At 57.3% G+C, this 15,097-nt stretch carries 9 protein-coding genes and 1 pseudogene; 5 read left to right on the forward strand and 5 right to left on the reverse strand.

The window, feature by feature from the left end:
- Positions 1-84 precede the first annotated feature (84 nt).
- The 5 genes from ACEW8N_RS12970 (at position 85) to ACEW8N_RS12990 (ending at position 8,665) form a co-directional block, all read left to right on the forward strand.
- Positions 85-3,885, forward strand: coding sequence for a response regulator (locus ACEW8N_RS12970; RefSeq protein ID WP_373500254.1), 3,801 nt, complete (start codon positions 85-87; stop codon positions 3,883-3,885).
- A 317-nt stretch (positions 3,886-4,202) separates the two neighbouring features.
- Positions 4,203-6,653 (forward strand): glycogen/starch/alpha-glucan phosphorylase, encoded by a 2,451-nt coding sequence (locus tag ACEW8N_RS12975; RefSeq protein ID WP_373500255.1) that lies wholly within the window; start codon positions 4,203-4,205, stop codon positions 6,651-6,653.
- Positions 6,654-6,658: 5 nt separating this feature from the next.
- Positions 6,659-7,855 (forward strand): PP2C family protein-serine/threonine phosphatase, encoded by a 1,197-nt coding sequence (locus ACEW8N_RS12980; RefSeq protein ID WP_373500256.1) that lies wholly within the window; start codon positions 6,659-6,661, stop codon positions 7,853-7,855.
- Between the two features lie 17 nt (positions 7,856-7,872).
- Positions 7,873-8,217 (forward strand): STAS domain-containing protein, encoded by a 345-nt coding sequence (locus ACEW8N_RS12985; protein ID WP_373500257.1) that lies wholly within the window; start codon positions 7,873-7,875, stop codon positions 8,215-8,217.
- Positions 8,218-8,236: 19 nt separating this feature from the next.
- The gene (locus tag ACEW8N_RS12990) at positions 8,237-8,665 is read left to right on the forward strand and encodes an ATP-binding protein (RefSeq protein WP_373500258.1); all 429 of its coding nucleotides are present in this window, start codon (positions 8,237-8,239) and stop codon (positions 8,663-8,665) included.
- A 134-nt stretch (positions 8,666-8,799) separates the two neighbouring features.
- On the opposite strand, the gene ACEW8N_RS12995 is transcribed toward ACEW8N_RS12990, so the two are convergent.
- The 5 genes and pseudogenes from ACEW8N_RS12995 to ACEW8N_RS13015 all read right to left on the reverse strand — a co-directional run.
- Positions 8,800-10,488, reverse strand: a complete 1,689-nt coding sequence (locus ACEW8N_RS12995; RefSeq protein WP_373500259.1) for an AMP-binding protein — start codon at positions 10,486-10,488, stop codon at positions 8,800-8,802.
- A gap of 61 nt (positions 10,489-10,549) precedes the next feature.
- Positions 10,550-11,233, reverse strand: a complete 684-nt coding sequence (locus ACEW8N_RS13000) for a 4Fe-4S binding protein (RefSeq protein ID WP_373500260.1) — start codon at positions 11,231-11,233, stop codon at positions 10,550-10,552.
- Between the two features lie 137 nt (positions 11,234-11,370).
- Complete coding sequence (locus tag ACEW8N_RS13005; protein WP_373500261.1) at positions 11,371-11,970, reverse strand: rhodanese-like domain-containing protein; 600 nt, start codon at positions 11,968-11,970, stop codon at positions 11,371-11,373.
- Positions 11,971-12,439: 469 nt separating this feature from the next.
- Positions 12,440-14,374 (reverse strand): FAD-dependent oxidoreductase, encoded by a 1,935-nt coding sequence (locus ACEW8N_RS13010; protein ID WP_373500262.1) that lies wholly within the window; start codon positions 14,372-14,374, stop codon positions 12,440-12,442.
- Positions 14,375-14,525: 151 nt separating this feature from the next.
- Positions 14,526-15,097, reverse strand: a pseudogene (locus tag ACEW8N_RS13015) (hypothetical protein); the annotation flags it as partial.

The raw sequence follows: 15,097 nt of genomic DNA on the forward strand, positions 1-15,097 counted from the left end.
CCCCCTTCAAGGGGTGCTGATTCGTGGGTGCGCCTTTGCCATAAAGATGGCCGGAGCATTGCGGCAAGGATACAGGAGGCAGCCTTGAGACCAACCCAGCAAACTGAAGAAAATCAGACGGCCGCGAGGAGCCAGGATGCCAAAGATGGCAGGGCGCCTTTCGAAGCCGAGGGTCTTTCCTTAAACGAGTTGATCGATCTCGGACAGCTCAATCTCATCCTGGAAGATTTCTGCAACGCCGCCGGGATCGCCTCGGCCATCATCGACCTGCAGGGCAATGTCCTGGCTTCCGCACGCTGGCAGCGCATCTGTACCGATTTCCACCGGATTGACCCGCGGACCTGCGCCCGCTGCATCGAGAGCGACACCGAACTCGCTGCGAACCTGCAGGAAGGCAAGCAATTTTCGATTTACCACTGCAGGAACGGCCTGACCGACGCGGCGTCGCCGATCGTCATCCACGGCAGGCATGTGGCAAATGTTTTTGTGGGGCAGTTTCTCCTGGCCGAACCCGACAGGGACGACTTTACAAAACAGGCTCGGGAGTTCGGATTCGATGCGGAAGATTACCTGCGGGCGCTCGATGAAGTTCCGATTATTTCCCAGGAGAAATTGCAGGCCATTCTCGGGTTTCTGACGGGCTTCGCCCGTCTTGTGGCGTCTCTCGGCCTGGAGCGGATCAAGGCCATGGAAGCTGAAAACACCGCTAAACTTCGCGCCGAAGACGCCGAGGAGGCCAAAACAGAACTGATGCGCTACAGGGCGCATCTGGAAAGCCTGGTGGCGGATCGAACCGAGAAACTCAAGCATTCCGAGGAATACAGCCGCCTGATCCTACAATCGGTGGCGGAGGGGATCTTCGGCACGGATCTGGAAGGCCGGTGCACCTTTGCCAACGAAGCCGCACTGAACATGATCGGGTACACCACGGACGAACTCATCGGCCGCGACATACACGACCTGTTCCACCATTCGAATGCGGACGGCTCACCGCACCCCCGGGAGGACTGCTCGATCTATCTGTCCCATGCGCAAGGGACAACCAGTTTCCGAAGGGACGAGGTGTTCTGGCGCAGGGATGGTTCGTTTTTCGATGTTTCCTACACCAGTGTGCCTCAGCGTAAAGGCGATTCGATCATCGGCGCCGTCGTGGTATTCCGCGACATCACGGCACGCAAGAAAGCCGAAGATGCCCTGCAGGAGAGCGAATCCCATCTCAAAAGCATCCTGACGACGACCAATGAAGGTTTCTGGTGGGTGAACAATGACGCGCGTACCCTGGACGTCAATAACACCTTTTGCCAGATTATAGGCAGGCCCCGTGAAGATATTCTGGGCAGGACGGTATTTGAATTCCTGGACGAGGAAAACACCTCGATCATGAAGGAGCAGCTCAGACGCAGGGCTACCGGCCAAACCGGCGTCTATGAGATCGCCCTAAGCCGGCCGGACGGTTCGAATGTGCTCTGCCTGTTCCACGCAACCCCGCTTTACGACAAAAACGGCGTAAAGACAGGCTCTTTTGCCATGATAACGGATATCACCCATCGTAAAAAGATGGAGGAGGAACTCATCGCGGCCCGAAACAAGGCAGAGGCGGCTACCCGGGCAAAAGGGGATTTCCTGGCCAACATGAGCCACGAGATCCGCACCCCCATGAACGCCGTCCTGGGGATGACGCATCTGGCGCTCAAAACGGATCTGACGCCGAAGCAGAGAGACTACCTCGACAAGATTCAGATGTCCGCCAACTCTCTTCTGGGCGTCATCAACGATATTCTGGACTTCTCCAAGATCGAGGCCGGCAAAATGAGCATGGAGTCCATCGGCTTCAATCTGGATGAAGTCCTGGACAACCTGGCCACCCTGATGACGGTCAAGGCCCAGGAAAAGGAGGGGATCGAGGTCTTATTCAGCACCGATGCCAATGTACCCCGCCAACTGGTGGGAGATCCCCTGCGATTAAGCCAGATTCTGGTAAACCTGGCCAACAACGCCATCAAATTTACCGAGCATGGCGAAATTGTGGTTTCAACGGAACTGGTCAGTCTGGCAAGGAGAACTGCGGTCATCCAATTCTCCGTGCGCGATACGGGCATCGGCCTGACTGATGAACATATGACGCACCTGTTCACCTCTTTCAGCCAGGCAGACACGTCCATTACCCGCAAGTACGGTGGAACCGGGCTGGGTCTTACCATCTGTCAGCGGCTCGTGAAGATGATGGGCGGCAGGATCTGGGTGGAGAGCAATTTCGGGGTTGGCAGCACCTTCTTCTTCACCGCCGTTTTCGGCACCGACCGGGAAGCCGGCATGATGTGCCGCATGCCGCCGCCCGAGTTGAGGGGAATCAAGGTGCTGGTTGTGGATGACAACCCGACGTCCCGAGAAATTTTCCAGAGGATGCTGGAATCTTTCTCCTTCGAAGTCACCCTGGCGGCCTCCGGCGAAGAAGGGTTGCGGGAGGTCGAAAAGTCCATCGGGGGAAAACCCTACGACATCGTGGTCATGGATTGGAAGATGCCCGGCATCGACGGCATTGAGGCATCGAAACGGATCAAGCAGGATTCGAGGCTGAGCAGGGTCCCGCAGATTGTTCTGGTAAGCGCCTATGGACGGGAAGATATCCTCTGGCGGGCCGAGGCGGCGGGACTGGACGGTTTCCTGATCAAACCGATCAGCCCGTCGGTGATGTTCGATACCATCATCCACGCGCTGGCGAAAGAGGCCTCGAAGGAGACGCGGCCGGTCGACAGGAAGGAAGAGGCTGCAGATATATTGAAAAGCCTCAAAGGCGCCCGGGTCCTGATTGTTGAAGACAATGAGATCAACCAGATGGTCGCGATGGAAATCCTTGCCTCTGCGGGCGTTATCGTGTCCGTGGCCAACAACGGCCGGGAAGCCGTGGATGCGGTGCAGCTGAACCGCTTCGATGCGCTGCTGATGGATGTGCAGATGCCGGTGATGGACGGCTATACCGCAACCCGGACCATCCGCTCAGATACGCGGTTCAAGGATCTGCCCATCATCGCCATGACCGCCCATGCAATGACGGGAGACCATGAGAAGAGCACGGAAGCCGGCATGAACGATCATGTCACCAAACCCATCGACCCGGCGCAGCTCTGTGAAATCCTGGCCCGATGGATTCGCGCCGGATCCCCTCCCGCTAAGGAAGAACGGGCGCCGGAGTCGATCCCGCAGAAGGCAGCCGCCAAAGCCCTTGGCGATTCTGTCCCAACATCCGCGGAGGTACAGCCGTTTCCAGATTCTCTGGATGGATTTGATCTTTCGAATGGGTTGCAGCGTCTGCAGGGAAACGAAGACCTCTACCGTAAGCTCTTGATGAGCTTTGCCGCCAAGTACACCCATACGGCCGGTGACATCCGGCATGCACTGGATACCAAGGATTACCATGAGGCCCACAAAATGATTCACGATATCAAGGGGCTGGCCGGCAACCTGGCGGCACTTCAACTGCAGGCTGCGGCCGCGGAACTGGAGAAGCTGGTCAAACATGCGGACAAAAAGAATCCACCTTCCCCGGATGCCGTCATTGCCGCATTTGTCCCTTTCGAAACACTCATGGATCAGGCTTTGCGATCCGCCCAAACCCTCGAATCCATGACAGAAGGGCCGAGCGCGGCGCCATCGCCTGAACCGGCAGGGGCGCTGCCGCCGGAGTTGGCCGAAGAGGCCGCCGGACGCCTGCGTGAGGCGGCTGAGATGGGCGACGTGTCCGGCCTGACGGCAATCGCCGAGGAGATGGCTTCCCGATCAGCGGCCTTTACCCCGCACCTCGTCAGAATCACTCAACTGGCAGACGATTTCGATTTTGAGGGCATCCTCGGGCTGGCCGACGATCTGGAAAAAACACGGGGGTGATGACGACCACCCCGCACAAATGGAACAGGGGTCGCGGCCCGGCGAACCTGAACCCCTTTGCACGGAAGGAGGCCGTGCGATTGCCGTGCGGTTCGGCTCATAAAAAATTGTGATTGAATCCGGACTATGTTATACTTCTTGTTATAAGCGTTCACCATAGGCTTCCAGATAAGGATTTCGGCTGCGTCATCGCTGCTCGACGCATGACATATGCGCCTGTTTCGTCCTTCCTTGCCAAAATCATTATCCGAAAGAGGATAGAATCAGCAAGAACACAACAGCAACCTCCGTTGAGCCGCTCTGCAAAGGACCCTGATATGAAACCAACGTATCTCGAAAACTCGAAATCCGCTTTAAAAGAATCGATGGATTACCATCTCCGCTGTTCCCTGTGCAAGGAACCGCCTTCAAAGGAATGTCGGGATCATTTTCTATCGTCGGCTTTTTCCTTGCGGGACAGGATGACGGAAAAAATCCTGCAGACGGAACGAAGATATCATGAGGCAAAAACCAAAAGGGTCTATTACCTGTCTTTGGAATTTCTGATCGGAAGACTGCTGGGCAATACCCTCCACAATCTCGGCATGTTTGATATCTCCAAGGAACTTTTGACGGATGCGGGCATCGACATCGAGGAGGTCCGGCAGCAGGAAAATGATCCCGGTCTGGGAAACGGCGGGCTCGGCCGCCTGGCGGCCTGTTTTCTGGATTCCATGGCAACGCTTGACATCGCCGGTTTCGGTTACGGGATCCATTATGAATACGGCCTCTTCAAGCAGGAGATCGATAACGGCTACCAGAGGGAGAAGCCGGATAACTGGCTGGCGGAACTCAATCCCTGGGAAATCAAGCGCACCGATGAGAAGTGCATCATCCCCATTCACGGCCGGATCGAACATTTTCAAGACCGCGACGGCGATTACAATCCCATGTGGCTCGACTGGAAGGTGATCATGGGCATCCCCTTCGATATTCCCGTCGTCGGATACGGGGGAAAAACGGTGAACTGGCTGCGGCTCTACGGCGCGGGCTCCTCCGCGGACTTCGACATCCAGATCTTCAACGAGGGGGATTACTTCCGGGCGGTGGAACAGAAGGTCTCTTCCGAAACCATCACCAAAATGCTCTATCCTCTCGACACCATCAAGTCAGGGAGAGAGCTCCGCCTGGTGCAGGAATACTTTCTGGTTGCCTGTTCCTTGCGAGACATTATCCGTCGGTATCTTAAAGTCAATGAGAATTTCGATCTCTTTCCCGAACAAGTGGCCATTCAGATGAACGACACCCATCCTTCCCTGGCGGTAGCGGAGTTGATGAGGCTTTTCGTGGATGAATACGCCCTGCCCTGGGATCATGCCTGGGAGATCACCCGGGAAACATTGGCCTACACAAACCATACGGTTCTGTCCGAAGCCCTGGAGAAATGGCCCGTCAGCCTCCTGGATCACGTCATTCCCCGCCACCTTCAGATCATCTACGAAATCAACGATCGGTTTATCCGGAAGGTGGCGGCGCGTCATCCCGGCGATACCGATCTTCTCCGGCGGATGTCCCTCATTGAAGAGGGGGAGACCAAACAGGTCAGGATGGCCCACCTGGCCCTGGTCGGCTCCCATTCCGTCAACGGGGTGTCCGCCCTGCACACGGAGATATTGAAAAGTGACAATTTTTCGGATTTTTACGCGCTCTGGCCGGAGCGATTCGTCAACATCACCAACGGCATCACCCAGAGACGCTGGCTGCTGGAAGCCAATCCCCGGCTTGCGCGGCTGATCAGCGAAACCATCGGGGATTCCTGGATCACCGACCTCAGCCGGCTTCGGCTGCTGGAACCCATGGCCGATCAAACAGGGTTCAAGGATGCGTTCCACGGGATCAAGCGGGCGAACAAGGAGGCCCTGGCGGACATCATCTCCGACACCGTGTGGATTTCCGTCGACCCCGATTCCCTGTTCGATGTTCACGTCAAACGGATCCATGAATACAAGCGCCAGCTCCTGAAGATCATGCAGATCGTGCATGAATATCTGCAGATCATCCGGGGGGAAAAGAAGCCCGCGGCCGCCAAGACCCATATCTTTGCAGGAAAGGCCGCGCCCGGATACTGGGTGGCCAAACAGATGATCAAGCTGATCCACAACGTGGGTCAGGTCATCAATCAGGATAAACGGATCGGGGACGCCCTGAAGGTTGTTTTTCTGCCGGATTACCGCGTCTCTCTGGCTGAAAAGATCATCCCGGCCGCGGATTTGAGCGAACAGATCTCCATGGCCGGCAGGGAAGCCTCCGGTACGGGCAACATGAAATTCATGCTCAACGGCGCCTTGACCGTGGGAACACTGGACGGCGCCAATGTCGAGATGCTCGAGGAAGCGGGAGAGGACAACATCTTCATTTTCGGTTTGAAGGCGGAAGAGATCGCGGAGATGGAGCGGAAGAAGTCCTACCGCCCCGCGGAGTATTATCACCGCTTCCCGGAAATCCGCATGGTCTTGGATGCCTTTCGCGACGATCTCTTCTGCGCCTCCGAGCGGGGGCACTTTCAGTGGATTTACCATCGGATGATGAACAATGAAGATCCCTATTTTCACCTGGCAGACTTCATTCAATACATCGAGGTTCAGGATCAAATAGAGAGGGAATTCCTGGATCCGGATTCCTGGACGAAAAAAGCGATCTTGAACGTTGCCCGGTCCGGAAAATTCTCCAGCGACAGGTCTGTTTCCGACTATAACCGCTTCATCTGGAATAAAAAAGCCGTGAAATGACGATCATGAAAGAAAAGATCCTCATCGTGGACGATTCCCCGGAGACCCGGATATTGCTCGCTCGTTTTCTCGGGGCATCCGGTTATGACATCGAGGAGGCGCAGGACGGCGAAAGCGGTCTGAATCGGGTACGCGAATTCATGCCGGACCTGATTCTTCTGGATATCGTCATGCCCGGCATTGACGGGTATCAGGTCTGCGAGAGGATCAAAGCCGACCCCGAGATAAAAGACATACCGGTGATTTTTCTGTCGGTCCGGTCCGAGGCGGAGGAGAAGATCAAAGGCCTTGCCGTCGGCGCCGCCGATTATATCACCAAGCCGTTTCACCGGGGGGAGGTGGTGGCCCGCATCGAGAATCAGCTCAAGATTCGTCGTCTCACCGATGCGCTGAAGGCGGCCAATGCCGAGCTGACTGAAAAGCAGAAAAGCCTCGATGAAGATCTTCAAGCGGCCGCGGGCATCCAGCAGGGCATGCTGCCGCAGCAATCCCCTCAAATCAAGGACCTGAACATCGCCTGGAAATTCATGCCCTGTGAACAGATCGGCGGGGATATCTTCAACATCCTCCGTCTCGATGAAGATCATGTGGGAATTTATATGATCGACATCAGCGGGCACGGGGTGCCCTCGGCCATGGTGACCTTTTCCGTATTCCAGACCCTCCAGCCCCATATGGGCTGCACCGTCAGGAAGACCCCCGGTTTCTCTCCCGATTATCAAATCGTGCCCCCCGGGGAGGTGTTGAAGGCTTTGGATGCGGAATACCCATGGGAGCGGTTTGAAAAGTTTCTGACCATTATTTATCTCATCATCGATCTGCGTCAGGGGAATCTGATTTACAGCAGTGCCGCCCATCCCCCGCCCATGGTTCTCCATGCGGACGGGACCGTCGAATTTCTGGAAAAAGGCGGAACGGTCATCGGTTTGGACGGCATCCTGCCGTTTGAAGAAGAGCAGCGGAAGATTCTTCCCGGAGACAAACTCCTGTGCTATACCGACGGCGTGTTTGAAATGATGAACAAGAAAGGAGAAATATTCGGGGAAAACCGGTTTTACGACCTGGCAAAAAGCCTGATTCACCTGCCTGTTCACCTGATGCTGGACGAAATCATCGCGACGATCCGCAATTTCGTCGACGGAGCGAAGCTTTGCGATGACGTGAGTCTTGTGGGGATTGGATTCAAGGATCGGAAAAAATAGATAGTAGGAAGGAAATCATGCAGCTTCAAGAGAAAATGATGGCGGATATCCTGATCGTGAGACCGCTCGAAAAAAGAATCGACGCCTCTGCGGCAACGGAATTCAAGCAAAAGATGAGTGAATGGATCGATTCGGGGAATCGACGGATTGTGCTCAACCTCTCCGAAGTGGACTTTATCGACAGCAGCGGTCTTGGCGCCATTATTTCGGGCTTTAAAAAGATCGGAAACGACGGCCGTCTGGTGATCTGCGCCGTGAGGGAAAGCGTCATGAGCCTTTTTCGTCTGACCCGCATGAATCGGGTGTTCGATATTTTTCCTTCAGAGGATGACGCCCTCAGAGCGCTTTCCGGAAAGGCGTGAAGAAATGGAAGCGGCGGGCATGATCAAGCTGGTGATTGAAAGCAGGCTTGAGAATGTTGCCCTGGTCGGGGGTGCCGTGCGGGGCATCGCCGATATGCTGTCCATCGACAGGATCGCCTGCTATCACCTTGAGCTTTGCGTCGTGGAAGCGGTGAACAACGCCATAAAGCACGCCTACCATTTCGAAGCGGAGCATTCGGTGGAAGTGGAACTCCTGCGCTTCCGGGACCGCCTGACCTTCAGGGTCTGCGACAGGGGGGAAAGCATGAAGCCGGCTAAGGTTGCGCCTTTTTGCTTCGACCCGTTGAAGGTGGAAACCCTCCCTGAGGGCGGAATGGGGGTCTTTATCCTGAGTGCCCTGATGGACGAGGTCAGTTATGAAACCGTAAATGGACGAAACATCCTGACCATGACCAAATACCTGAATAAACAGACAGACCCCACATAAGCCCAGGACCTGTTCAGCGCTTCGGAAAGCCGTTTTTCGCGCCTTCCGAAAGACAGGCTTTTGTAGGGTCAAAAACATTTGTCATTTCCGCCTCCAGGTTCGGGTTGGGTGGATCTTGAAGGCAGATGAAGCCGCTATGGCTTTTTCTCGCCGCTCAATTCGCGTCGCAGGACCTTTCCGATCGGCGTTTTGGGGAGGATATCGCGGAATTCAACATGGCGCGGCACCTTGTAAGGGGTGAGCTCGGTCCTGCAGTGCTGAATCACCGCTTCTTTTGTGAGGTTCGGATCCTTCTTCAAAATCACCGCTTTCACCGCCTCGCCCGATCTGTCGTCGGGCACGCCCACCACCCCGCATTCGAGCACGCCCGGATGCATCGCTATCACGTTCTCGACCTCGTTGGGATAGACGCTGAAACCCGACACCAGGATCACGTCCTTCTTGCGGTCGGTGATGGTGACGCGGCCATCGGCATTCAAATAACCGACGTCGCCCGTCTTGAGCCAGCCGTCCTGGATCGTCTTCGCGGTTTCGCCTGGGTTGTTCCAGTATTCCCGCATCACCTGAGGGCCGCGGACGCAGATCTCACCGGTGTGCCGCTCGATCTCCCCTTCACCGGTCCATACCGGCAGTTCGTTGAAAGCCTCGTCGCGGATCGACACGTCCGTGGAGGAAAAGGGCAGGCCGACGGTGCCGTTCCAGGGCGTTCCCAGCAGGTTGGCGGAGACGCCGGGCGAGGCCTCGGTCAGGCCGTAGGCTTCTGTGATGCAGCCTCCGGTCACCTGTTGCCAGCGCTCGGCCACCGGCTTCTGAACCGCCGCGCCGCCGCCGACCGCCACCTTCACCCCGGAAAAGTCGAGCCGGTCGAACCCGGGCGTATTCAGCAGACCGTTGAACAGCGTATTGACGCCGGTTATCACGCTGAACCGCCACCGGCCAAGCTCTTTGACGAACGCAGGCAGGTCGCGCGGGTTGGTGATGAGCACAATGAGGCTGCCCCACTTCATATAGGAGAGTGTCGAGGTCAGACAAAAGATGTGGTACATGGGCAGCGGCGCGACGGCGATTTCGGCGCCTTCTCTGAAGCTCAACGAAAGCCATACCCCCGTCTGCTCCAGGTTGGCCAGGACGTTGCGGTGGGTCAGGACAGCGCCCTTGGGGACGCCGGTGGTGCCGCCGGTGTATTGAAGGAAAGCGATGTCCCCGCGTGTTATCTGGGTCGGCTTGAGCGACGTCGCCGCGCCGCGCGCAAGCGCCGACCGGAATGAGACGGCGCCGTCGATGCGCCAGAGGGGAACCATTTTCTTTACCTGCTTGATGACGAAATTGACCATCCAGCGTTTCAGCATCGGCAGCAGGTCGCCGATCCGGGTGATGATCACATGCTGAACCCGCGTGTTCCCGATCACCTGCTGCAGGATGCCCGCAAAATTCTCGAGAATGACGATGGCCCTCGCCCCGGAGTCCTTGAGCTGAATCTCCAGCTCGCGCGGCATGTACAGCGGGTTGACGTTGACCACGGTCAAGCCGGCGCGCAGGATGCCGAACAGCGCCACCGGGTATTGGAGGAGGTTCGGCAGCATCACGGCGACGCGCTCGCCCCTGGCCATGTCCGGCAGGCCCTGGAGAAAGGCGGCAAAGTCGCGCGACAACCGATCCAGGTCTGAAAAGCTCAGGGTGCGGCCAAGGTTGTGATAGGCCGGTTTATCGGCGAATTTGAGGGTGATCTTCTCCATCATATCCGGGATCGACATGAACTGATCGGGGTCGATTTCCGCGGGAATGCCTGAGGGATAGTGCTTGAGCCAGATCTTGTCTGCCATGATCGCCTCCTTTGGCAGTTTCGCTGCTGCCCGGGATAAAACGATGCAGGGGATAGACGGTCTATTTTTTGGGGTCATCCATAACGATCTCAATGGCACCTGCGGGACAGATTGTGTAGCAATCGCCGCACACATCGCACTTGGCATGGTCGATAATATACCGCTCACCCTGTTGATAAATTGCCTTGAAAGAACACTTTTCCAGGCATTCCCCGCAGGCAATGCATTCTTCCGTAATGCGAACCCCTCGAAACGGGATGTATTTGCCGCCAAAGCAAAAGCCTGTGCGCAGCAACTTATGGGAGCGGTGTGCCATTTCAAAATCGAAATCATACACTTCCCCCCAGGCGCTGTGCAGGCAAAAGGTAGTCATTGCCGGATACCTTTCAATGTCTTTTACCCCGAGCATGAACATCTGATTTGCGGCGGCTTTTTCTTTCAGCTGCTCTAAAGAGATTTCTTTAGCATCGCCGGTCGCGCGGATGGTATATCCCGGCGCAAAATAGGGCATTCCCTGCTCATCGTGGCTGACGGAGGTTTTTGGAAACATGCCGCAGATGGACACTTTTCCCGCCTGTTTCAGCTGTTCATAAAAAGGCTTGGTGATCATGGTTCGAAAATATAATCCTTCATGGTCGTGAGCAAACAGGTGGGCAATGCGTGTTTGGGGGGTGTCTTTGTCGATGGTGGCAAAGGTGAGGCAGCCAATTTGGTCGAATTTATCGTAAATTTCAGCAATATCCATTGATGTGTCTTTCCTTTGATTCTGTATAGCCGTCTCTTTTCCGTTGACTTCTGCTTTGGGATTCCGGCATGCGTCATCGGTGTCGCGGCACCTGATGCCGGGATGTTGCGGGAACGGGCAACGCTGCCGTCAGACCGTCAGGGCGCAGCCAACTTGTAGGTCAAATTCGTATAAATCAATTTGCTGTCCAAATCGTATGTCCAGGGCGCACCGGAATTTTTCCAACCGTTCTTCATCCTTTTCCCATTTAAATAACTCTCTTCATCCTTGATTTTATCGCCCTCAAAACCGTCTATAATGTTATAAACATTCGTGAATCCGACTTTTGTCAAACGATCAACCGATGAAGCACTTCTGTGACCCGAGCGGCACATCACCAGAATGGTATCGCTCTGAGAAAATTTCCTTTTTACCTGAGCCTCAAAAGTAGGATTATCCTGTAAATCATAATCCTTTTTTTCTTCATTCCATTTTCCGACCCACAGTCTTGAAGGAATGCTGTGAGCCATGTTGGCATGTCCAACATAGGCGTATTCTTCCTGAATACGGCAATCCAAAATTTTTACCTTATCCGGATTGATTTTCCACATCTCATAAGCTTCCAACGAGGTCACATACTTTCCAGCTTTTGTGTGCTTTTTCAAATCCTTCGGGGGCGCTGTTTCAGCAACCGCCACAGATATCAAACCAAGTAAAACCAAAAGAGTTCCCAACATGACCAGACATTTCTTTTTCATCAGATCAGCCCTTTCTTGATTAGTTTAATAATAGTTATAAGCCTCATGGCAAACAAGTGCTTGTGCATTTACGAAGGGCAGGCCGCCAAAAACAGGCGATAGATCAAGAAAGCTTCAAAACAGGATGACGGATCAAATGTGGTTGAACAGAGCCGCGGGTTACAGGTAGCGGCTGTGTGTATTCTTATGGATTTTATATAATTGGCGGGGCGATAATTGCAAGGGAAAATATGGAATTATCTCAGATGAAGCTGTTTCTTCGATCCGCATCGAGGTCATCTCTTTGCCGGCGTCAGGCTCCTTTCGATCCCTGTAAGTAAACATGACCTTTCCATCGCCTATGGAACGGATGCGATTGCCGCCAGGACCGGCAAAAGTGTGAGCGGTCCGCTGGAGGATTCCGCTGACAAACAATTCGGGCGCCCTCCCCCGCGGCGCCCGAAATAAAGCCATTCCAACTCGCGAAAGATCAGATCGTCCGGCCGAGCTCCTCGGCCTCACTCAGGGCGTGCATGATGATTCGCGGCGACTTCGCGTCGCCGATGACGTGGACCGGGATGGCCGATCCCTTAAAGAGGTCCGCCGCCGTGCGGATGGGGGTCATCTTCTCGGAGATGACGACCGTGTCGAACCCCGTCAGGGTGACGGTCTCGTCGCCCGTGGTGAAGGTCGCGCCGTCCGGGAGGAACTGCTTGATGGCGACCTGCTTGCAGAGGCGCACCGTGTCGCGCTTCAGGCGCTCCCGGAGGTAGAACCGGTCGTTGCTCGACATCTCCTCGGCAAAATGGCGCTTTCGGTTCAGCACCACGACCTCCTTGCCCTTTTCCGCCAGGAAGTCCGTCACCATCAGTGCCGCCTGGCTCCCGCCCAGCACGATCACGCGGTCGCCCGCCATGGCCGTGCCCTCCATGATGTCGACCACGGTGCACAGCGCCATCTCCGTCTGGAAGAGGCCCTTGATGATGGGCATCTCGGGCAGGCTCCCGGTGGCCAGGACCACCTCTTCGGGGGCCACGTCGTCCAGGAGGGCCTGGTCCAGGGGGACGTTTAGGCGGACCTCCACCTTGAGGCGGTCGATCTCGCTCTTGAGGAAATTGATGATGTCCATAACCTCGCCTCGGCCAGGCACCTTCCCCGCCAGGCGGACGAGGCCGCCCATCTCGCCCCTCTCGTCGCAGATCACCACCTTGTGTCCCCGCAAGGCCGCCATGCGGGCCGCGCCCAGGCCGGCGGGCCCGGTGCCCGCCACGAGGACCTTTTTGGGACGCTCGGTCCGGTCGTCGTCCGCAAGCTGGTATTCCCGGCCCACGTCCGGGTTGACCACGCAGGAGCCGGGCTCGAGCTGGAGCACGGCGTGGATGCAGCCGAGGCAGCAGCCGAGACAGGGCCGGATCCGGGAGAGTTCCCCGGCCATGGCCTTGTTGGGCAGCTCGGGGTCGGCGATGAGGCTGCGGCCCATGGAGACCACATCGGCCCGCCCCTCCTTGATGATCCGGTCGGCCATCTCGGGGGACTTGATGCGGCCCACGGTGATCACCGGGATCGTGGCGTTCTTCTTGACGGCCTCGGCCAGATGGACGAAGCAGCCGTGCTTCACGTACATGGAGGGGATGGTCAGCTCGGTCGAACCGTAGACCCCCGCCGAGACGTGGAGGTAGGCCGCCCCCTCCTTTTCGAGGATGGGCGCAAGCTTGAGGGCGTCGTCCAGGGTCCAGCCGTCCTGGATGTAGTCCATGCCGTTGAACCGGACGCCCACGGGGTAGTCGTCGCCGGTCTTGGCCTTGATGTCCCGGAAAAGCTCGATGAGGAACCGGATCCGGTTTTCGAAGGAGCCGCAGCCGTAGCGGTCGGTCCGCCTGTTGGCGTTGAGGGAGTAAAACTGGTTGATGAGGTATCCGTGGCCCGCGTGGATCTCGACGAAGTCGAACCCGCCCTCCTTGCAGCGCCTTGCCGCGTCGCCGAAGGAGGCGACCAGCTCTTCTATATCAGCGATGGTGAGTTCCCGGGGAATGCCCTTGACCACGGCCGGCGCGGGGATGGGCGACGGGGCCACCTTCTTGTCGTGGTAGGACTGGCGTCCGCCGTGCATGAGCTGCATGCCGAACAATGCGCCGAAGGGCTTGACCCGGTCGGTCATCTTCTTCAGGGCCGGGATGCAGCCGTCGTCCCACAGGGCGGGGAGCCGGGGCAGCTCGAGCCCGGTGGGATGGGTGCCGCCGCCGCCCACCAGCATCATGCCGGCGCCGCCTCTGGCCCGGGCCACGAAATACTCGGTGAGCTGATCCTGGACGTAGCCGTTGTCGTCCACCCCGAAATTGATGCTCATGGCCGGCATGAGGAGCCGGTTCCGGGCGGTCATGCCGCCGATCGCAACCGGCGAAAAAAGGTGTTTCAAATGGCTCATGGTTGGGTTTCCTCCCCCCGTATGAAAATCATCGGACGCACGGCCCGCCGAAAAGACTTGAACGAGCGCTCAATCATATATTTGCGTTACCACGCCCGCCAATGGCTTGTCAAGGAAATTTCTCCAGGAAGAAAACCGCCGGCCCTGGGCCTCAGGCCGCGACCCATGCCGGCGGCGTCCGGAGACCCCGGCCGATGGATCGCATGACCACCCGCGAGACGAATTCGCAGGGGCGGCGGCACGGGTCGTAGATAAGGATGTCGAACACGAGGCTTCGGCCGCCCGGCTTCGCCGGGACCGCCACCGCGGTATACAGCTCCCCGGTCCGGGTGGGGAGGAAGACGAATCGATGGGCAAGGGAGACGGGGAAGACCGTGACGCCCGCATAGCGCTGGCCCCAGACGCGCGCCGCCTGGAAGGCCGCATCCAGGGGAAGGGGGGAGCCCAGGGGGCCGGAAAGGGGCGCGAGATCCCACGGGCCGCCGCTCACCATGGCCACGGCCCCCCCGGGCCAGAGGTGCAGGGGATGGGCGATGTTCCGGTAGGCCGGGCCTGCCGGCACCAGGTCCCGGTAGATCCGTTCGGGCGCGATGGAGATGTCCGGGTCTTCGCCCGACACGTCGAACGGGTTCATGGGCGCGCATCGACCGCCCCCGTCCGGCCCGGGAATCCGGAAGGAGACGTGCCGCACCTCGCCGGGCGCGCCTTTCCGTCGGGAGGGGG

Origin of the sequence: Desulfococcus sp., assembly GCF_041737845.1 — a bacterium.
In the GTDB taxonomy this organism is placed as follows: domain Bacteria; phylum Desulfobacterota; class Desulfobacteria; order Desulfobacterales; family Desulfococcaceae; genus Desulfococcus.